Genomic DNA, 19,037 nt, shown 5'->3' on the forward strand with positions numbered 1-19,037 from the left:
TCGCCAAGCGGCCTTCTCCGCTCACCTCTCGTGGTCGAGCAGCCACCGTTTCACCGGCAGCCCCCAGCGGAAGCCGCCGAGTGCGCCGCCGATGCGGAGGATGCGGTGGCAGGGCACGAAGAGGGCGGCGGCGTTGCGGGCGCAGGCGTTGGCCGCGGCGCGAGTGGCGTCGGGGCGGCCGGCGCGGGCGGCGAATTCGGTGTAGGTCAGCGGGCCGCCCGCCGGGACGGCGCGCAGTACTTCCCAGGCGTGCAGGAGGAATTCACCGGAGTGCTGGCGAACCGGAATCGGGTCGATCGCGGTGAGATCGCCTTCGTGGTAGGCGGTGACGGCGGCGGTCACCTCGCCCAAGGCATCCCGCTGTCGCAGTCCGGCGGGCCGCAGGGTGGGGTGGATCAAACCGCGCAGGTTCTCCGCGTCGGATGTCCAACCGGAGGCCAGTACCGCGCCGTCGGAGTCGACGAGGGTGGTGAACGGGCCGAGCGGTGTCTCGCTGACGGCGTAATCCGCTGTGGCGGTCCGGGTGCCGCCGACCTCGGTGCGGACGGCGATGCTGGCGTTCATGATTGGACACTGCCTTTCGTGGTAGTGAGCGCTGGGCTGTCGGAAGGGGTGATGCGGCTGGTCAGCGCCGCTTTCCACAAGTGCATGGACAGGTATGACCGCCACGGAGCCCAGCGCGCGGTATCGGCCGGATCGATGCCGAGCAGGCTCGCGCCGCGGCGGACGACCAGATCCGTGCTGAGCAGGACGTCCGGATCGGCGAGCAGGCGCATGGTGACGTAGTCGGCCGTCCACGGCCCGACGCCGTCCAGCGCGAGCAGATCGCGGCGCAGATCGGCGGCGGTGCGCCCCTGGTGCAGCGCCAGCTCGCCGGAGGCGAGCGCCTCGGCCGCCGCGATGATGGAACGGATGCGCCGCGCCGGCCCGGTCAAGACCTCGGCGCCACGCTCGGCGATCACCTCCGGGGAGGGGAACAGCAGCGGGATCGGTCCGTCAACCCGTTCCCCGAGCGCCTCGACCAGCCGAGCGGTGTGCGTGGCCGCGGCCGACACCGAGATCTGCTGCCCGATCATGGTGCGCAGCAGCAGTTCGGCGCCGTCCACGGACCCGGGCACGCGGATACCGGGGGTGAACGACGGGCGATCCGCGTCGAGCGGCTCCAGCTCGGGCACCGCTTCGGGCTCGGCCGGCGACCCCGCTCCCGCGTCGGGCAGATACTCGGCGGCCTGTTCCGGCGGCCGTAGCACGGAGCCGGGCGCCGCGGACCCGACGCCGAGCGCTTCATCGATCCCGACGGGGTCGGCATCCAGGTCGAGCAGGTGCCGCAGCCTGGTCACCGTCGGCGCGAGGTCGCGCATGTCGTGCAGGGACAGTTCCGCCCGCACATGGTCGCGCTGGAAGCTGAGCCGGGCGGTGGCGTGCCCGTGCGGAGTGCGCAAGTTCCTGGTGTAGGTGCGGTCCTCCCACAGCTCCATGCCCGCCACTACATGCGCGGACAGGAACCATTCCAGCCAAGCCCGGTCGAGCGGCTCCCGGTAGGGCAGCCGCAGGGTGAGCGATCCGCTGCCGAGCGGCGCCGAACGCGCGGGCGCGCCGGTCTTCGCGCGCTGCGCTTCGAGGCGCATGGTGGTGGGGCTGACCGCGAACACCTCACGCACCGTGTCGTTGAACTGGCGGATCGAGGCGAAACCGGCCGCGAACGCGATATCGGACATGGGCATCGCGGTGGTCTGGATCAGCAGCCGCGCCGTGTGCGCCCGATGCGCCCTGGCCAGCGCCAGCGGTCCAGCGCCCAGTTCGGTGGTCAGCACCCGGGTGAGCTGGCGCTGGGAGTAGCCCAGGGTGGCGGCCAACCCCGGGACGCCGGCCCGCTCGACCACGCCGTCACCGATCAGCCGCATCGCCCGCGCGGCCAGATCCGCCCTCGTGTTCCACAGCGGCGAGCCGGGCGCGGCGTCGGGCAGGCAGCGGCGGCAGGCGCGGTAGCCCGCCTGCTGCGCCGCGGCGGCGGTCGGCAGGAACGACACGTTGGCACGCTTCGGCGTGATCGCCGGACACGAAGGGCGGCAATAGATTCCAGTGGTGCGCACCGCGGTGAAGAATTGCCCGTCGAATCGCGAGTCCCGGGTCGACACCGCCCGGTAGCAACGTTCGAAATCCAATGCCGTGATCGTCACGCCCACCACAATGGCAGCTGCGGCGAACCCGCGCTAGCGGGAATCGGCCACCACTGCTGGTGGTGGTCGCGACCTCGCACGACGGGTATGACATCGCACAGCCGCTGCCCGGGCAGCGGCTGTGGCAACTACCAAATCGGCCTGCGGCGACGCGCGCCGAGAATTCTTTCGCTCAGCAGCACCGGTTGGCCGGATTGCGATCCGCCTCGGCATGCCGCTGCCGCCAGTACTCCCGCTCGGTCGGGATGGCGCGGCCGGGATGCCTGCGCCGCAGGTGCTCGACGTAGCGCTGGTAGTCCTGTCCGCCCAGGATCGAGTTGAACCACCAGAGGCCCGCGCGGACACCGCCGCCGCAGGCGCGGGCCACGGCGCGCAGCCGCGCGCCGACCGGTCGCGCGGACCGATCGGCACCCGGCTGCGCGGAGTCGCTCATTGCGCGTGGACGTGGGCCGCGCCGGAGGGGCGCACCTTCCCGGCCGCGATCAACTCGTCCCACTGCTTCTGGACTTCCTTCTCCGCGGCGGTGGCGACGAACCCGCTGGGCGCGAAGATCTTCGACGGCTCCTCCGGCGTCTCGGTGGTCGTCGTCTCCCCGGAGCGCCAGGCGCGGAAGGCCACCAGCGCGCCGACCACCGCCACGATCAGCACCAGCACCGCGAACACGATCGACAGCGTGCCCTGGATGAAAGTGTTACGCACGATCGCGTTCATATCGTCCTGGGTCTTCGCCGTCAGGCACAGCTTCCCGGCGTCCTGCGCGGCCTGGCAGATGCTGTGCTGCTTCCAGTAGCCCAGCTTCGGGTCGGCGGAGAAGATCTTCTGCCAGGAGGCGGTCATGGTCACCAGCAGATCCCAGACCAGCGGGATCGCCGGAATCCAAGCCCATTTCGCGAGGCCCTTCTTCACCACGATCACCAGCACCACGGTCAACGCGATGGCCGCGAGCAGCTGGTTGGCGATGCCGAACAGCGGGAACAGCGTGTTGATGCCGCCCAGCGGATCGGTGACGCCCATCAGCAGGATCGAGCCCCACGCGCCGACCACGACGGCCGAGCACAGCCACGCGCCAACCCGCCAGGACGGATCACGGAACTTCCGCGCCGCACCGCCGAAGTTGCCCAGCGCGTCGGAGAGCATGAACCGCGCCACCCGGGTGCCCGCGTCGATCGTGGTGAGGATGAACAGCGCCTCGAACATGATCGCGAAGTGGTACCAGAACGACTTCATGCTCGCGCCGCCCAGGAACTGGTGGAACACCTCGGAGATGCCGATCGCCAGCGTCGGCGCGCCGCCCGTGCGGGAGATGATCGATGACTCGCCCACATCGCTCGCGGCCTGGCTCAGTTCCGCCGGGGTGATCGCAGGACCGCTGAGTCCGAGGCCGTTGGTGTAGGCCGCGGCCTTCTCCGCGGTGCCGCCGGTGAGACCGAGCGGCGCGTTCATCGCGAAGTACAGGTGCTGGTCGATGATCGAAGCGGTGATGATCGCCATGACCGCGACGAACGACTCCATCAGCATGCCGCCGTAGCCGATCATCCGCGCGTGGGATTCCTTCTCCAGCAACTTCGGGGTGGTGCCGGAGGAGACCAGCGCGTGGAAGCCGCTCAGCGCGCCGCAAGCGATGGTGATGAACAGGAACGGGAACAGCGAACCCGCGAAGGCCGGCCCCGTGCCGCTGGAGGCGAAAGACGAGACGGCGGGCGCGTGCAGCACCGGCAGCGTGACCAGGATGCCGACCGCGAGCAGCACGATCGTGCCGACCTTCATGAACGTCGACAGGTAGTCGCGCGGGGCCAGCAGCAGCCACACCGGAAGCACCGAGGCGACGAAACCGTAGGCGATCAGCAGCCAGGAGATGGTCACCGGCGAGAGCGTGAACCAGTCCGCGCCCCACTCGGTTTCCGACACCCAGCCGCCGCCCACGATGGACAGCAGCAGCAGGGCGAACCCGATCACGGAGACCTCGCCGACCTTGCCCGGCCGCAGGAACCGCAGGTACACACCCATGAACAGGGCGATCGGAATGGTCATGCCGATCGAGAAGACGCCCCACGGGCTGTGCGCGAGCGCGTTGACGACCACCAGCGCGAGCACCGCGAGCAGGATCATCATGATCACCAGCACGCCGACGATGGCCGACCAGCCGCCGATCACGCCCAGCTCGTCGCGGGCCATCTGACCCAGGCTGCGCCCGCGCCGCTTCATCGAGACCCACAGCACCAGGTAGTCCTGCACGGCGCCGGCCAGCGCCACGCCGACCACGATCCAGATGGTCCCCGGCAGGTAGCCCATCTGCGCGGCCAGCACCGGACCGACCAGCGGACCCGCGCCCGCGATGGCGGCGAAGTGGTGCCCGTAGAGCACCCGCCGGTCCATCGGCATGTAGTCCTTGCCGTTCTCCAGGATTTCGGCGGGCGTGGCCAGGTCGTCGCGCGGTTTGACGATCTTGCGTTCGATGAACCTGGCGTAGAACCGATACGCGATGATGTAGGTGCACACCGCCGCGATCACGATCCACACCGCGTTCACCGATTCGCCGCGCGAGATGGCGAGCACCGCCCACGCTATGGCGCCGAGAACGGCGATCCCCGCGAAGATCAATTTCTTGGCCGGTGTGATCGGGGACTTGTCGACCACGCCGACGGGCGGCAGATCGGGATCGGTCCGCAGATATTCGATTGTCGCCATCTGCCTACTCTCCTGTAAAACGCGCAGGATCTTGCTCAAACACGTGACAACGTAACCGATCGGCGATCGCCGTCGTGCCGATTCCGGACGCCGGACGAGCACCGTGAAATATTGTTCATGTGTCGGCCGTCACCACCTGATTGCCGAACGTATGCTGCCATGCGGTTCGATGAGCTCCACATCCGCCCCGGAGGAGGGCTGTGTTGCGTGCGAATCCCGTCGCCCGGCTCCGTCGCCGGACGCTGCTCGGCTCGGCGCTGGCCGCGCCGCTGCTGGCCTGCGGCGGCTGCGGCTCCGATGACGACGCGCTGACCTTCTTCTTCCAGGCCAGGCCGGAAGAGGCGCGGGTGCGGCTGAAGATCATCGACGAGTTCCGGAAGCGCCGCCCCGACATCAGGATTCGCACCATCATGTCGGGGCCTGACCCGCTGCAGCAGATGCTCACCTACTGCGCGGGCGGCAAATGCCCGGACGTGCTGATGGCGTGGGAACTGACCTACGCGGGGCTGGCCGAGCGCGGCGTGCTGCTGGATCTGAACACGCTGCTCGCCCGCGATCCGCGATACGCCGCCGAACTGCGCGCCGACAGCTACCCGGCGCTGTACGACACCTTCACGTACGCGGGCGGGCAGTACGCCCTGCCAGAGCAGTGGTCAGGAGTGTTCCTGTACTACAACCGGGCACTGTTCGACGAAGCCGGGATCACCGCGCCCGCGCGCTGGCGCGACGCCTGGTCGTTCGACGAGTTCCTGGCCGCGGCCGAGGCGTTGACCAGGCACGACTCGGCTCGGACCCGATGGGGCTTCGCGGACGCCTGGGTGCCGTACTTCTCAGCGGCCTGTTTCGGCATGAACAACGGCGCCGAATGGTTCTCGCCCTCGGTGAACCCGACCAGGACCAATCTGGGCGATCCTCGGTTCGCCGAAGGCTTCCAGTTCTACGCCGACCTCGCCGTACGCCATCGCGTGGCGCCGAAGGCCGCCGACACGATCTCCGTCTCGGCCCCCGACCTGTTCCGGCGCGGCCGGGCGGCAATGGCGCTGGGCGGGCACTGGTTGTATTCGGAGTTCGCCGGGCACGCCGATCTCCCGATCGACGTCACGGTGCTGCCGGTCGGCCCGCACGGCGGTCCAGGCGCCATCACCGATGTCGGCAGTACCGGGCTGGCCATCGCCGCGGACAGCCCGCGCGTCGAACAGGCTTGGGAGTTCGTCAAATTCGCGACCGGACCAGTGGGGCAGGCGATCATCGCCGCGTCCGGGCTGTTCGTCCCGGTGCTGCAGTCCGCGATGAACTCCCCAGGTTTCGCCGCCGCGCACCGCGAGATCCGCAATCTCGAGGTGTTCACCTCCGGTCCGGCCAATTCCCGTCCGTTGCCGGTCACCCCGGCTTGGGGAAAGGTCTCCGCCCTGCTCGAACGCGGTTCCAACCGAGTGCTTCGCGGCGCCGCCACCGCCGCGTCCTTGGACGGGCGTTTCGCCTCCGACGTCGACGCGCTGCTGGAGACGCCATGACAGGAGCGCGGCAATCGCAAACACCGGGCAAAGCGGGAGTCGCGTCCGGATTGGCGCGGCGGCGGGAACGGGCCGGTTGGGCATTCGTCGCGCCGAATGTGGCGGCCGTCGCGGTTTTCTTGTTGTTCCCGTTGGCCTATTCGCTCTATCTGAGTTTTCATTCGTGGGACCTGTTCGGCCCCATGCGATTTGTCGGTGTGGACAACTACCGGCGGCTGTTCAGGTCGGACCCTCTGTTTCTCATCGCATTACGTAACACGGCCGTATTCACGCTGCTGACCTTGGTGCCAACGGTGGTGATCGGACTCGCGGTCGCCGCCGCGCTGAATCGAAAGCTGGCCGGTATCGGCCTATTCCGCACCATCGCTTTCCTGCCGCTGGTCGCCTCGGCGGTCGCCATGGCCGTGGTGTGGCGGTTCCTGTTCACCGATGACGGGCTGCTGAACGTCGCGCTCGGCTGGATCGGCATCGACGCGGTGCCCTGGCTGACCGACCCGGACTGGGCGCTGGTCTCGCTCAGCATCGTCACCGTGTGGAAGAGCGTGCCGTTCGCGACGGTCATCCTGCTCGCCGCCATGCAGGGCGTGCCGGAGACGCTCTACGAGGCCGCGAAGATCGATGGGGCCGGGGCGCTGCGGCGCTTCTTCGCGATCACCGTGCCGCTGATCCGTGGGCCGCTGTCGTTCGTCTTCATCATCACGATCATCAATTCGGTGCAGGCCTTCGACCAGGCCTACGCGCTGACCGGCGGCAACGGAGGACCGGAGACGGGCACCTACCTGCTGGGGATCATGCTGTTCCAGAACGCCTTCGGCTTCTACGAGGTCGGGTACGCCTCCGCGCTCGCCTGGGTGATCTTCGCGATCCTGTTCCTGCTGACACTGGTGCAACTGCGGATGGCCCGGCGTTCGGAGGTGGAACAGTGAACACCTACCAGATGGTGCGGCGCGCGCTGCCGGTGCGGCGCGACCGGGTGTCCGTCGCGGCCGGTCGGGTCGATCGGGCGATCGTGCGGCGAGTCGTGCGCGGGACCACGATATACGCGGTGCTGGTCGGCATCGCGTGGTGCGCCCTGTTGCCGATCCTGTGGGCGGTGTCCGGCTCGCTGAAGCGGGACGGCGAGATGGCCGACGCGACGTTCCTTCCGCACCGGCCGCAGTGGTCGAACTACGGGAAGGTCTTCGAACTGCTGCCGATGGGGCGGATGCTGCTCAACACCACGGTCTACGCGTTGTGCGTGACGGCGGGGCAGGTCTTCTTCTGCTCGCTGGCCGGTTACGCCTTCGCCCGCTTGCGTTTTCGCGGGCGGGATGTGCTGTTCCTCGCCTATCTCGCGACGCTGATGGTGCCGTTGACCGTGACGGTGATCCCGCAGTTCCTGCTGATGCGGGCATTCGGCTGGGTGGACACCCCGTGGGCGATGATCGTGCCCGGCCTGTTCGGCAGCGCGTTCGGCACCTATCTGATGCGGCAGTTCTTCCGCACGCTGCCCGAGGAACTCGAGGAGGCCGCCATCCTCGACGGCTGCTCCACCTGGCAGGTCTATTGGCGGGTCTTGTTGCCGCACACCCGTCCGGCCCTGATGGTGCTCGCCGTGCTCACCTGGATCACCGTGTGGAACGACTTCCTCTGGCCGCTGGTCATGATCCAGCGCGAGGACGTCGCCACCGCGACACTGGGCCTGATCCGCCTGCAAGGCCAGTACCACACCCAGTGGCCGATCCTGATGGCCGCCGCCATCGTCATCCTGCTGCCGTTGCTGCTGATCTATGCGATAGCCCAGCGCGCGTTCATCCGCGGCATCGCGATGTCGGGGTTCGGTGGGCGGTGAGCGGGTGGCTTCGGTTCGTTGCGTCCAGGCGCGAGGTCGCGAACGACGTCTCATCGGCGCGGTGCCGCGGCCGGGCGAAGGTCGTCGCCAGGCCGCGGCCGCGCGGTGCAAGGGGATGCCGCCGCGATCAAGCGCCCCAATAGGTGCCGAAGCTCCAGAGGTTGCCTTCCGGGTCGCGCACCGTGAAGCCGCGTGAGCCGTAATCTTCGTCGCGCAGGCCACGGACGACTTCGGCGCCTGCGGCAGTGGCGCGGGCGAACAGCGCGTCGGGGTCCTCGCAGACGAGGTAGACCGAGTCGGTGCCGGTCGGGCGGGTGCTGAACGGGCTGTCGTCCTTGCCCGCGGAGCCGAACATCACTCCGCCGCCCAGGGGCCAGCGCAGTTCCGCGTGCTCGATGATCGACGGATCGTCCTCGCGAGGGTAGATCGCGGCCTCCCGGAAGCCGAACGCCTCGACCAGGAAGGTGGCCATCGCGCGGGCATCGCGGAAGGTGAGCGTGGGCCAGACGGCGGTGCGGGTGCTGGTTTCTGTCGGATTCGTCATGCGTTCATCGTCATCCGGCGGACTCGTCCGGGGCTTGGACGGATGTAACCTCTTCGGCCAGCCACGCGGTCGGGCTCGTCCCGGCGAGATCGGCGAAGTCGCGATCCAGATGAGCCTGGTCGTAATACCCGCAGGCGGCGGCCACCTGGGCGATGGTGACGTAGGACGGCGTGTGGGCGAGCATCCGGCGCGCCCGCTCGAAACGGGTGATCCGGGCCGCCAGCTTGGGGCTGAGGCCGAACTCGCGATGGAACCGGCGCGTCAGATGCTGTCTGGTCCAGCCGATCTCATCGGCCAGCGAACCGACCGCGATCCCGCCGCCGGAACCGACCACCGCACGCCACGCCCGGGTGAGTTCGGGACCGACCGCGCGGTCCGGGTCGGCCAGCGCCGAGAGCACCCGATCGCAGACACCGAAACGCTCCGGCCAGCTCGGCGCGTACTGCAATCGCTCCCACAGCTCCGATCCGACCGGTCCCACCACGTCGGCGAACTCGACCGACGTGTCCCACAGTGCCGCCGCGGGCATGCCGAACAAGATGCGGCAACCGAGCGGCGTGAGCGATACGGCCACGCCTTCCTGATAACCGCCGTGCGCGATCAGTGCCGTGCTCGCTTGCAGGCCGCTCAGCACGCACCGGTAATTCTGCGGCGACTGACGCGGATCGGTCTGTTCGACCACGTCGATCGTCGGCCCGATCGCGACGATGAAGGTCATGTGCCGCGACGGCAACCCCCGATGGATCCCCGCCGAGAATCCGGCCATGCGATAACCGAGGTACCGGTCGATGAACCCCGCGAGCGCGGGCGCCGGACGCGCCGTCATCACCTCCGTGGTCGGCTCCATGCGGTCACGCTACGCCGGGGGACCGACAGATGAAGCGGCGTCGATCAGTTCGCGACGTTCACGTGCTTGCGGATCGCTGATCCGTCGGTGACCGAGTCGAGCAAACAGGCGGCCAGGTCGTCGCGGGTGACGCGGACGCCGAACAGCACGTTGCGTTCCACCGCGGTGCGGTAGGAGCCCTTCGCCGCGTTGTCGGTGAGCTGCGGTGCGCGCACGATCGTCCAGTCCAGCGCCGAGTCGCGGACCACGCGCTCGGCTGCGGCCATGTCGGCCAGGCTGTGGCGCAACAGCGGGCGCAGGATGAGTGGCTTCACCAGGAAACGGGTGAACCAGTCGTCGCCGGGTCCGGCGATTCGGGCACTGTTGCTGACGATGACCAGCCGCTTCACCCCGGCGGTCGCCATAGCGTCCGCGATGGAGCGGGCGGCGTCGGCGCAGACGGAAGTGGCGCCCTTTTCCCGCGAACCGATGGTGTCGATCACGGCATCCGCGCCGTGCAGCGCCGCGACGATGTCGGCTGGCTTCATGACGTCGGCTACGACCACACGCAGTGCGGGGTGGTCGGGCAGTGATTGCGGACCACGTGTCACCGCCGTGACTTCGTGCCCTGCTGCCAGTGCCCGCGTGACGACGCGCGCGCCGGTGTTGCCCGTCGCCCCGAAAACAGTCAGGTGCATAGCTTCTCCAAGTTGGTGAGTACTTACTAACCTAGGATGGTGAGTAATCACTAACCTGTCAACCGGGAGCCGGAATGGGAACGCGCGATCGAATACTCGACGCGGCCGCGGAGATCATGCGCGACCGCGGTGTCGTCCACGCCACGACGAAGGAGATCGCCAAAGTCGCCGGCTACTCGGAGGCGGCGTTGTACAAGCACTTCAGCGACAAGGAGGACATCATTCTGAATGTCCTCCGGCATCGGATGCCCGATCCGGCGGCGGCGCGGCCCGAGCCAGGACAGTCCACCGTGGAAGACAACCTCACGGCCATGGCCCGCGATGCATTGAGCTTCTACCAGCAATCCCTCCCGTTGCTCGGGGGCTTGCTGGCGCAGCCGCAGCGGATGGCGGCCCACCGCGACTCTATGCGCCGCCATGGTGCGGGACCCGGCCACGCCATCGCGAACATCGCCGAGTATCTGCGTGCCGAGCGCGACCTCGGCCGCGTCGCTGCCGACGCCGACGTGCTGACGGCGGCCTCCATGCTCGACGGCACCTGCTTCCATCAGGCGTTTCTGCGCTACTACGAGTCCGGTGCAGGCGCGGCGCCTGCTCCGGACGACCTCGCTCGCGGATTGGCGCGGACGTTGATTTCTGGTCTCGGCTCGTGTGCTGATGATGTCTCCGGCTGAAGTGCGATTGCCTGCGGAGCGGGCCGAACTTGACTCGGCGCGGTTGCGCTCCGTGGTCTCGGCGCGTCCGCCGATTTTTCTTCGATCCGGCGCGGACCAGTGGTCACGTCGGCTGCGCGAGTGTCGCGCCGGACGAACGGTGTCGAATTCTGTCCCCCTGTGCGCCGCTGGGGCTGGACGGAACTCGTTCCCGCGGCTCTCCTCTGGTGACGAACTCTTCGGCGGATCGGTGCGGGTTGGTCCTGGTGCGCCGGTGGGGCTGGACCGAATCCGACCCGGAAGCTCTCCGCCGGTTCCGAGCAGCGGTGAGATGTACCACTACAGCGTGTAGTTGACTGTGATCACCTGCCGCGATCCGGATACCGTTGCGCCTTCTGACGGAAATCTGGAGGTGTGATGCGGCGGGTGCAGTACGAGCGCAGCGGTGGTCCCGAGGTGCTCGAGCTCGTCTCGGTCGAAGTGCCGACGCCGGGGCCGGGTGAGCTCCTGGTTCGCGTCGAGGCGGTCGGGGTGACCCTGCCGGTGGTGCGGAAGGTGCGCGAGCAGCGCGAACCGATCGCGTTGGGCGGCGAGGTCGCGGGTGAGGTAGTCGCGGTGGGCGAGGGCGTCGATCGATACACGCCCGGCTATCGCGTGACCGGTCTCGTGTTCGGTCACGGCTACGCCGACTACGCCCTGCTCTCGGCGGCCATGGCGTCGCCGATTCCGGACGGGGCGTCGGCCGTCGACGCGGTCGCGCTGGTGCGTAGCGGCCTGGTCGCGCTCGGCGCGCTCAGTGCCGCAAACCCGCGGGAAGGCGAATCCGCCCTGATCACCGCCGCCGCGAGTGGCGTCGGCCACCTCGCGGTCCAGTTGGCGCGGGTGCGCGGTGCGGCGCGGGTGGTCGGCGCGGTGTCGGATCTGGCGAAGGCGGAGTTCGTGCAGAAACTCGGCGCCGACGAGGTAGTCGAGTACGGCCAGGAATCCTGGGGCGCCCCCGTCGACTACGTGCTCGACGCCGTCGGCGGCGACTTGCTTTCCCCCGCCCTCGCCGCGCTGGCCCCCGGCGGCCGTTTGGTCGCCTACAGCTCCGGCGGCGGCGTCATCCAGGCCTACGACCTGCTCGCCGGCGCGAAATCCGTCATCGGCTTCCAAATGGCCCGCATCGCGAGAACCCAGCCGGACACCTACGACCACTGGCGCCAAGAACTCTGGCAGTACTTCGCCTCCGGCCAACTACGCCCCGCCGTGCACGCCGCGTACCCCCTCGAAGACGCCGCCACCGCCCACGCCACCATCGAAGCCCACGCCAACCTCGGCAAAGTCGTCCTCATCCCCTGAGACCGGCCGCGAGTGGCACATGGCTGCGGCGAAGTGCGAGTAGCCGCTCCACCATGTGCCACTCGCGGGGGAGCGGGGTTTGGGTGCCGCGTAGACTCTGTTCCTCGTGAGTCTCACCTTGGGAATTGTCGGTCTGCCGAACGTCGGAAAGTCGACGCTGTTCAATGCGTTGACGAAGAATGACGTGCTCGCCGCGAACTACCCGTTCGCGACCATCGAGCCGAACGTCGGCGTTGTCCCGCTGCCCGATCCGAGGCTGAACAAGCTGGCCGAGATCTTCTCCTCCGAGCGGATCGTGCCCGCCACCGTGTCGTTCGTCGACATCGCCGGCATCGTGAAGGGCGCCTCCGAGGGTGCGGGCCTGGGCAACAAATTCCTCGCCAACATCCGCGAGGCCGACGCCATCTGCCAGGTGGTGCGGGTGTTCGCCGACGACGACGTGGTGCACGTCGACGGCCGCGTCGACCCTGGCGCCGACATCGAGGTGATCGAGACCGAACTCATCCTCGCCGACCTGCAGACCCTGGAGAAGGCGGTCGTGCGGCTGGAGAAGGAAGCCAAGGTCAAGAAGGACCGCAAGCCGGTCGCCGACGCCGCCAAGGCCGCGCAGGAGATCCTCGACAACGGCACCACCCTGTTCGCCGCGGCCGACAAGGTGGACACCGAGCTGCTGAAAGAGCTCTCGCTGCTCACCACCAAGCCCTTCCTCTACGTCTTCAACGCCGACGAGTCCGTGCTCACCGACGAGGCGAAGGTCGCCGAGCTGAAAGCCTCCGTCGCCCCCGCCGACGCCGTCTTCCTCGATGCCAAGGTGGAAGCCGAACTGCTCGAACTCGACGAGGAATCCGCCACCGAACTCCTCGAATCCATCGGCCAGACCGAACCCGGCTTGCACGCCTTGGCCCGCGCCGGCTTCCACACCCTCGGCCTGCAGACCTACCTCACCGCAGGCCCGAAAGAAGCCCGCGCCTGGACCATCCACCAGGGCGACACCGCCCCGAAGGCCGCAGGCGTCATCCACACCGACTTCGAACGCGGCTTCATCAAGGCCGAAGTCGTCGCCTTCGACGACCTCGTCGAAGCGGGCTCCATGGCCGCCGCCAAGGCCGCGGGCAAGGTCCGCATGGAGGGCAAGGACTACGTCATGGCCGACGGCGACGTGGTCGAGTTCCGCTTCAACGTGTAGCCCGGCTCCGGTTCACCCTCGGTGCGACACAGACACGTACTCGAAGCTTGGAGACAGCTAAGTGCCCCAGCGGCGTAATCTGCAATGGACCAGAGGCCGATCTGAGGCACTGCTAGGAGTGTAGCGCTTGGCTGTTGTTGAGCGTAGTAGGCAGCTTCGTATTCGGCCGGGGTCAAACAGTCCAGGCGGAATGCAGGCGGGCGTTGTTGTACCAGTCGCACCATTCCATGAGCGCGAATTCGACCTCCGTGAGAGGCTTGAACGGGCTGTGCCCGTTGATCACCTCGGTCTTGAACAGGCCGGTGATCGACTCGGCGAGTGCGTTGTCGTAGGCATCGCCGACCAATCGGACCCGAAGTCGACAAGCTTTGCAAAACAAGCGATTCGGTGAACTTTACCGATACGTATCGACTGCCTGCGTCGGTACGAGATATCAGGCCGGGCTCGACCGGGTATCCGTAGCGATCACGCCTCCACACGGCCACGTTGAGAGCCTCGGACACCAACGCGGTCGTCTTCGTGGCTGCGCCCTCCAGCCGACGATCGCATGGGAGTGAGCATCGAACACGAACGCAACATAGGCCTATCCCGACCACGTCGAGACATAGGTGAAGTCCGCGACGCACACGAGGTTCGGAGCTGCGGCGGTGAAGTCGGGGTTGAGCTTGTCGGTGGCGCGCACGCCGTCCTTGGCAGGGATGGTGGTGCGATGCTTGCGGCCCTGCACGACATCGTTGAGGCCGAGTTCACGCATGATCCGGTCGACGGTGCAGAGCGCCAAGTCACGGCCCTGGCGACGCAGATGGCGGGTCATCTTGCGGCGCCCGTACATCTGCGGGCCTGCCCTCGAGATCTCGTAACGCGTTCTCCACGTAGGCCTCGGCGATATCGCGGGGGCGAGGGCGGCCGACGGCGGGCCTCGCGGTAGGTCCTCGGCGCGATCTGCACTCCGTGTGCGCGCAACGAACGACAGATCGATTCGCCACCGCAGACCCGACGGTATTCGCCGATTAACCCGACAATCACCAGTGTCGCGGCTTGAGTTCCCGCGCAAAAAAGCCGACGCCAGTTTCGCGTCTCGTTGGCCCGCGGATGTTTCGGACCTCTCTGCGCAGCTTCGCCAACTCCTTGCGCTCGGCCGAAGACAGGCCTGGGCCGGGCTGCCCGCCCGGCCGCGGCCCCTCGGCCAGAGCCTTCTTGACCCAGATCCGCAGCGTCTCGAAATGGGCATCGACCAAGGGCACGAGAGCCTGGGCGGCAGCATACGGAGTCCCGTACTCATCGAGACGCTCGAGAGCCAGACGCACAGCCTTCTCACGGACCTCGGGCGGGTAACGTTTCGACATGATGGCGACCATCTTCCTCTAGAAAGAAGCGGCCCCCAACCCGTGACGGTGCAAACTGCCCGCTGGCTCTGAAAAGTATTGGACTCAGCCCAACTTAAGCCGTGAGTACCGTTAGGATCTGGCAGAGAAGTAGCGGATGATCAGTCTGGTCTCGCGATTAGGTTGTGTGAGTAGTCACTGGCCGGGCTCGGCCGGTGACGCTTGCTCGGCGTGGCCGCTGGTATGTCTCACCGAGAGGGGCGGTCGAGTGCTCGACGAAACAGGCGTGACTGACTCGCTGGCAGCTGAAGAGTGGAGAGATATAGAAGAAGCGTCGGAAGGAGCTCAGATTGACGAGTACGATCTTACCACCTCGCCAAACGATTTCAATATCTCGACAATCTATAGCTTTATCCAATCCGGCGCCGTGCTCATACCTGGCTTCCAGCGCAATTATGTTTGGGATATTAAGCGGGCATCGCGATTAATCGAATCGCTTATAATCGGGCTTCCTGTGCCGCAAGTGTTTCTCTACGAAGAAGGTCGTAATCGATTTTTGGTAATAGACGGTCAACAGCGTCTGATGACGATCTATTACTTTATGGCGGGACGATTTCCACGGCGCGAGAAGCGGTCGGAAATACGCGAAATATTCAATCAGCAGGGGATGGTTCCGGATAAAATTCTTCATGATGACGCCTATTTTGAACAATTCAACTTGTCCCTCTCCGAAGTGACTCCGGGAGTGAAGAATAAATTCAACAAGCTAAACTATAGAACGCTTGGGGACTATAGGATTCAGTTTGAATTGCGTACAATTCGAAATATGATCGTGAAGCAAGTTCGGCCTAGCGACGACGCTTCTTCAGTTTATGAGATGTTTAATCGATTGAACACCGGGGGTGTTAATCTAACACCCCAGGAGATAAGGTCAAGTCTTTATCACTCGCCCTTCTATGATGCACTCTTTAAGTGGAACATGGACGATCGTTGGCGTAGGTTGATCGGGCAGGAGACTACCGACCTGCACATGCGAGACATTGAGATCCTCCTGCGGGCATTTGCGATGGCGTCTGAAGTAAAATCGTATACGCCCTCTATGGTTAGATTCCTAAATAGATTCTCAAACTCTGCACGACAAGCCGGCCCGGATATTATCGATAAATATCACCGGCAACTGAATTGGTTCTTAGAAGAGATCGAGGATGTTTCACGAAATTCCTGGTTGTCCAGGCAGCAAAAATTTCAAGTAAACTTGTTTGAAAGTGTATTCGCGGCAGCGGTCCAAGCGAACGAAGCCGGGAGAAGGGTCGAGCTGTCATCCGAGGTAATAGCAGCTATTAGAGACTCGAAGGAGTTCTTGAAACACTCTCAGGAAAGGACCACAGACACGGCAAATGTAAAGGGGCGCTTCCGTGTAGCCCGTGCAAAGTTGGTGCGATGAGTGCAAGGATAGACGAGTCAGTTTTCGACGATGTGATTAATTCTATGCACAGAGAGCATCAGGAGCTACTAGCTTACCTGCGGAATGCGGGAGAGATATCCTTTGCGGCCGCCCTGGAGCAAAGTTTTCCAAAAGTAATACTTCTTGCCGCCGCCAGCAACTTGGAGCATCACACCACGGCGGTGCTCATAGACTTAGTAACGGAAATGGCCAGTGGATCTGCCGAGGTCGTGCACTTTTTGAAAAACAAGGCCATTTCGCGCCAATACCATTCCTTGTTCGACTGGGATGCCAATAATGCGAACAAGTTCTTCGGATTATTCGGTTCCGAATTTAAGCAAAGAATGGGCGACCTAGTGCGAGGGGATTTGAAGTTTGCGCAGGCTGTTCGCGACTTTCTGGATATTGGGAGTCAACGCAACAATCTTATTCATGGGAACTTTGGTTCCTTTGCGTACGAGAAAACTTCGGCCGATGTGATCGAACAGTATAGAAGTGCTTGTACATTTGTGTCGATGCTTAGGGAAAACCTCATGCAGACTGGCGCAGTCTAGAAGTCTAATATCTGCCCCAGTTGGTGCCTGGCCCGTGAGGGAAAGATAGCTATGCGACGGCGGTAAGGCGTCGTCAGCGACATCGCGTTTTCATGGGTGATCGTAAGTAAGGCCCGTATCCTGGGGTTGGCGGCGGTTACTCTTCCGCCACGGTAGAGCCTCTGCAGAAGGCTGCAGTGGTTGTCATCGCGTCGCCCGTCGTTCTTTGAGGGCATCGTGAACCGGCTGAGACAGCAGGTACAGTTGGCTCGTGATTGCCGCAGTTGTCTTTGATGTCGGAGAGACGCTGGTCGACGAGACTCGGGAGTATGGAACCTGGGCGGACTGGCTTGGCGTGCCCAGGCATACGTTCGCGGCGGCGTTCGGAGCTGTTATCGCAACCGGTCTCGACTACCGCGAGACGTTCCAAATCTTCCGTCCTGGGTTCGATCTGGACGAGGAACGGCAAGCACGAGCTGACGCGGGGCAGGCTGAGTGGTTCGGTGAGGATGACCTCTATCCCGATGTGCGGCCCGCGTTGTCGAAGCTGCGCGAGATGGGAGTTTTGGTTGGGATCGCCGGGAATCAAACAGTGCGCGCGGGGACTTTGCTCCGGGGGCTGGACCTGCCCGCTGACTTCATCGCTACCTCGGACGACTGGGGTGTGCAAAAGCCTTCGCTCGAGTTTTTCGCCAAGGTCGTCGAGGCGGCGGGCCGACCTGCGGAAGAGATCATCTACGTGGGTGACCGCATCGACAACGATGTGGCTCCCGCGAAACGAGCCGGAATGCGGACGGCCTACCTCTTGAGGGGTCCTTGGGGGTGGATCTACCGCGACAAGAAGGAAGTCGCTGATCTGTCCGATTGGCAGATCAGCGACCTCAACGAACTGGCGAATATCGTGGTGGCAGAGAATTCCGCCGGTTAGCCGACCAGAGAATTGACGGTCGTGTGCCAGTCGTACAATCGGGCATCGAGGTCTCGGACCGAGGGCAAGGAATCCCACTGTGTGAGCGTTTGACGCACGGCCTTGATTCGATCCAGCGCAGTCGCATACCAGTTGCTCGCGAGTAGATCCAACGCTTCCTCGAGGTATCGGCACGCCAGCTCGGGGTTCTTCTCCAGCACGGCTGCGGCGGCCGCGTCGGCGAGATAGATCGACCTTTGCTTCGCATCCGCATCGGGTAGGGCGCTGAGTACTTCCTCCAGGGTCTCGCGAGCTTCACGGCCTCGGCCGGCGAGGATCAGCGTGTTTCCTTTGAAGCCTGCGAGCCTGACTGGAGAAAACCAGTCGAACCACTCAGGTGACGGATCTGAGCTGCTGTCGTGTTCGCTGTAGATCTTCTCGGCGTGATGGATCAGGGCAAGCGCCCGGCGTGGATCACCGAGCCGAGTCTCGACCTCCGCCTCGACAGCGTCCAGCCAAGCCATCGTCTCGGAGTTCGCGTTGCCCCTGCAAGCAAAAGCCCTTGCGGCACGCAGTCGTTCCCGAGCCTCCTCGGCGCGAGATTGGTCGCCAGAGAACGCTGGGGCGAATGCCATGTGCGCGAGCGCGGCCGCGCCGAGAAGCGAATCTCCGGCTTCGTGCGCAGCTTGAAGGGCGAGTACGAGACTCGGATGCGCGAGTTCGGGCTGTTGTAGATCGAAGAATCCCAAGCGCCCGGCCAGAAGACTCGATTCCGAGACGGCCCGTGCCAGAACCGTCTTGGTCGTGCCCGATATTCGCGGCAAGAGTTCGAGGCCGAACTGAGCATGATCGGCGACCAGACGGTGCAGGCGGGCCGCTGGGGTCGACCAGTACAGGTGGCGATGGGACGCTGTGATCGCGGCGAATTCCTTCGCGACCGAAGCTGGCAGGAGTGATGCGGCTGTGCCGAAACCTCTGTGCGCAAACGGAAATGCGTGCCTCTCCGCGAGCCTCTGACCTGCACGTGAATCGCTTTCCGCTTCCGTCCACGGTGGTGAGAACCCCAACTCGGTAACCGGCCGCTTGAAGAGTGCTTCCAGTGCCGCCGCGTGGTCGGGATGTGGCCACGGCGGATTCGCGGACTCCCACCTACGGACCGTCCGGCTGGCGACCTCGATGCGTAGTCCGATCTGACGCGCAGCTTCCGTCACAGCTTCCGCGAGTGCTGTTTGAGATCGGAAGCCAAGCGCCTGCCTGGCCGCACGGAGTGAAGCGTTCCCTGTCGATGCCATGGGGGCGTCGGGCTACCCGCTTCGCCTTCGGACCCGAGACCCAGCGGCGAAGCGAGCGGCTTGATCGGGGAGATC

General features: G+C 65.4%; 20 protein-coding genes. 9 read left to right on the top strand and 11 right to left on the bottom strand.

The features are described from left to right. Positions 1–21: 21 nt before the first annotated feature. The 4 genes from U3653_RS25585 to U3653_RS25600 form a co-directional block, all read right to left on the bottom strand. Positions 22–564, bottom strand: a complete 543-nt coding sequence (locus tag U3653_RS25585; protein ID WP_195082566.1) for a methylated-DNA--[protein]-cysteine S-methyltransferase — start codon at positions 562–564, stop codon at positions 22–24. Continuing rightward, on the bottom strand, positions 561–2,180 hold the full coding sequence (locus tag U3653_RS25590; protein WP_397071367.1) for a DNA-3-methyladenine glycosylase 2 family protein: 1,620 nt from the start codon (positions 2,178–2,180) through the stop codon (positions 561–563). Before U3653_RS25590 ends, U3653_RS25585 begins: the two co-directional genes overlap by 4 nt. A 172-nt stretch (positions 2,181–2,352) precedes the next feature. Continuing rightward, positions 2,353–2,547, bottom strand: coding sequence for a YbdD/YjiX family protein (locus tag U3653_RS25595; RefSeq protein WP_323124607.1), 195 nt, complete (start codon positions 2,545–2,547; stop codon positions 2,353–2,355). A 62-nt stretch (positions 2,548–2,609) separates the two neighbouring features. Next, the gene (locus U3653_RS25600) at positions 2,610–4,868 is read right to left on the bottom strand and encodes a carbon starvation CstA family protein (protein WP_195082569.1); all 2,259 of its coding nucleotides are present in this window, start codon (positions 4,866–4,868) and stop codon (positions 2,610–2,612) included. A 203-nt stretch (positions 4,869–5,071) separates the two neighbouring features. Here U3653_RS25600 and U3653_RS25605 point away from each other — a divergent pair, with 203 nt between their 5' ends. Genes U3653_RS25605 through U3653_RS25615 form a run of 3 tightly spaced genes read left to right on the top strand, consistent with a single transcriptional unit; the run spans position 5,072 to position 8,213 of the window. Beyond that, complete coding sequence (locus U3653_RS25605; protein ID WP_195082570.1) at positions 5,072–6,382, top strand: ABC transporter substrate-binding protein; 1,311 nt, start codon at positions 5,072–5,074, stop codon at positions 6,380–6,382. A gap of 50 nt (positions 6,383–6,432) precedes the next feature. After that, positions 6,433–7,308 (top strand): carbohydrate ABC transporter permease, encoded by an 876-nt coding sequence (locus U3653_RS25610; protein ID WP_323124606.1) that lies wholly within the window; start codon positions 6,433–6,435, stop codon positions 7,306–7,308. A gap of 11 nt (positions 7,309–7,319) precedes the next feature. Further along, positions 7,320–8,213 (top strand): carbohydrate ABC transporter permease, encoded by an 894-nt coding sequence (locus U3653_RS25615; protein ID WP_195082658.1) that lies wholly within the window; start codon positions 7,320–7,322, stop codon positions 8,211–8,213. 127 nt (positions 8,214–8,340) lie between these two features. Here U3653_RS25615 and U3653_RS25620 read toward each other — a convergent pair whose 3' ends face one another. From U3653_RS25620 to U3653_RS25630, 3 genes are read right to left on the bottom strand one after another with little or no spacing between them, the layout of a single operon-like run. Beyond that, entirely contained in the window at positions 8,341–8,757 is a 417-nt protein-coding gene (locus U3653_RS25620; RefSeq protein WP_195082572.1) for a VOC family protein, read from the bottom strand. A gap of 10 nt (positions 8,758–8,767) precedes the next feature. Continuing rightward, a complete protein-coding gene (locus U3653_RS25625) occupies positions 8,768–9,604 on the bottom strand; it encodes an AraC family transcriptional regulator (RefSeq protein WP_195082573.1) in 837 nt (278 codons plus the stop codon). Between the two features lie 44 nt (positions 9,605–9,648). Next, entirely contained in the window at positions 9,649–10,281 is a 633-nt protein-coding gene (locus U3653_RS25630; RefSeq protein WP_195082574.1) for an NAD(P)-dependent oxidoreductase, read from the bottom strand. Positions 10,282–10,355: 74 nt separating this feature from the next. Here U3653_RS25630 and U3653_RS25635 point away from each other — a divergent pair, with 74 nt between their 5' ends. The 3 genes from U3653_RS25635 to ychF all read left to right on the top strand — a co-directional run bounded on the left by U3653_RS25635 (position 10,356) and on the right by ychF (position 13,461). Next, positions 10,356–10,955, top strand: coding sequence for a TetR/AcrR family transcriptional regulator (locus tag U3653_RS25635; RefSeq protein ID WP_195082575.1), 600 nt, complete (start codon positions 10,356–10,358; stop codon positions 10,953–10,955). 396 nt (positions 10,956–11,351) lie between these two features. Continuing rightward, on the top strand, positions 11,352–12,275 hold the full coding sequence (locus U3653_RS25640; protein WP_195082576.1) for a quinone oxidoreductase family protein: 924 nt from the start codon (positions 11,352–11,354) through the stop codon (positions 12,273–12,275). 106 nt (positions 12,276–12,381) lie between these two features. Then, entirely contained in the window at positions 12,382–13,461 is a 1,080-nt protein-coding gene (gene ychF, locus U3653_RS25645; RefSeq protein ID WP_195082577.1) for a redox-regulated ATPase YchF, read from the top strand. Between the two features lie 172 nt (positions 13,462–13,633). Here ychF and U3653_RS25650 read toward each other — a convergent pair whose 3' ends face one another. From U3653_RS25650 to U3653_RS25660, 3 genes are all read right to left on the bottom strand, one after another. After that, positions 13,634–13,807, bottom strand: coding sequence for an integrase core domain-containing protein (locus U3653_RS25650; RefSeq protein ID WP_195082578.1), 174 nt, complete (start codon positions 13,805–13,807; stop codon positions 13,634–13,636). A 237-nt stretch (positions 13,808–14,044) separates the two neighbouring features. Continuing rightward, positions 14,045–14,515: an IS3 family transposase gene (locus tag U3653_RS25655; protein ID WP_323124595.1), complete on the bottom strand. Its 471-nt coding sequence runs from the start codon at positions 14,513–14,515 to the stop codon at positions 14,045–14,047. After that, entirely contained in the window at positions 14,484–14,807 is a 324-nt protein-coding gene (locus U3653_RS25660; protein ID WP_195082580.1) for a hypothetical protein, read from the bottom strand. Before U3653_RS25660 ends, U3653_RS25655 begins: the two co-directional genes overlap by 32 nt. A gap of 136 nt (positions 14,808–14,943) precedes the next feature. Between U3653_RS25660 and U3653_RS25665 the strand changes: the two genes are divergently transcribed. The 3 genes from U3653_RS25665 to U3653_RS25675 all read left to right on the top strand — a co-directional run bounded on the left by U3653_RS25665 (position 14,944) and on the right by U3653_RS25675 (position 17,691). Further along, entirely contained in the window at positions 14,944–16,230 is a 1,287-nt protein-coding gene (locus tag U3653_RS25665; protein ID WP_195082581.1) for a DUF262 domain-containing protein, read from the top strand. Next, on the top strand, positions 16,227–16,784 hold the full coding sequence (locus U3653_RS25670) for a HEPN domain-containing protein (RefSeq protein WP_195082582.1): 558 nt from the start codon (positions 16,227–16,229) through the stop codon (positions 16,782–16,784). Before U3653_RS25665 ends, U3653_RS25670 begins: the two co-directional genes overlap by 4 nt. A 250-nt stretch (positions 16,785–17,034) precedes the next feature. Further along, positions 17,035–17,691 carry an HAD family hydrolase gene (locus U3653_RS25675; protein ID WP_195082583.1) on the top strand — a complete coding sequence of 219 codons (657 nt, stop codon included), beginning with the start codon at positions 17,035–17,037 and terminating at the stop codon, positions 17,689–17,691. Here the strand turns inward: U3653_RS25675 and U3653_RS25680 are convergent. After that, entirely contained in the window at positions 17,688–18,962 is a 1,275-nt protein-coding gene (locus U3653_RS25680; protein WP_195082584.1) for an NsdA family TPR-like regulatory protein, read from the bottom strand. The two genes, U3653_RS25675 and U3653_RS25680, sit on opposite strands and share 4 nt — an antisense overlap. Between the last annotated feature and the right edge of the window lie 75 nt (positions 18,963–19,037).

The sequence above is a fragment of the Nocardia implantans genome, from assembly GCF_035544775.1.
Taxonomy (GTDB): Bacteria; Actinomycetota; Actinomycetes; order Mycobacteriales; family Mycobacteriaceae; genus Nocardia; species Nocardia implantans.

What these genes read in the sequence shown, in the direction of transcription:
- U3653_RS25600 (WP_195082569.1), bottom strand. Translation starts at nt 4,868, where the DNA reads ATGGCGACAATCGAATATCTGCGGACCGATCCCGATCTGCCGCCCGTC.
- U3653_RS25620 (WP_195082572.1), bottom strand. Translation starts at nt 8,757, where the DNA reads ATGACGAATCCGACAGAAACCAGCACCCGCACCGCCGTCTGGCCCACG.
- U3653_RS25630 (WP_195082574.1), bottom strand. Translation starts at nt 10,281, where the DNA reads ATGCACCTGACTGTTTTCGGGGCGACGGGCAACACCGGCGCGCGCGTC.
- U3653_RS25680 (WP_195082584.1), bottom strand. Translation starts at nt 18,962, where the DNA reads ATGGCATCGACAGGGAACGCTTCACTCCGTGCGGCCAGGCAGGCGCTT.
- U3653_RS25665 (WP_195082581.1), top strand. Translation starts at nt 14,944, where the DNA reads ATGATCAGTCTGGTCTCGCGATTAGGTTGTGTGAGTAGTCACTGGCCG.
- U3653_RS25625 (WP_195082573.1), bottom strand. Translation starts at nt 9,604, where the DNA reads ATGGAGCCGACCACGGAGGTGATGACGGCGCGTCCGGCGCCCGCGCTC.
- U3653_RS25585 (WP_195082566.1), bottom strand. Translation starts at nt 564, where the DNA reads ATGAACGCCAGCATCGCCGTCCGCACCGAGGTCGGCGGCACCCGGACC.
- U3653_RS25670 (WP_195082582.1), top strand. Translation starts at nt 16,227, where the DNA reads ATGAGTGCAAGGATAGACGAGTCAGTTTTCGACGATGTGATTAATTCT.
- U3653_RS25640 (WP_195082576.1), top strand. Translation starts at nt 11,352, where the DNA reads ATGCGGCGGGTGCAGTACGAGCGCAGCGGTGGTCCCGAGGTGCTCGAG.
- U3653_RS25615 (WP_195082658.1), top strand. Translation starts at nt 7,320, where the DNA reads ATGGTGCGGCGCGCGCTGCCGGTGCGGCGCGACCGGGTGTCCGTCGCG.
- U3653_RS25660 (WP_195082580.1), bottom strand. Translation starts at nt 14,807, where the DNA reads ATGTCGAAACGTTACCCGCCCGAGGTCCGTGAGAAGGCTGTGCGTCTG.
- U3653_RS25635 (WP_195082575.1), top strand. Translation starts at nt 10,356, where the DNA reads ATGGGAACGCGCGATCGAATACTCGACGCGGCCGCGGAGATCATGCGC.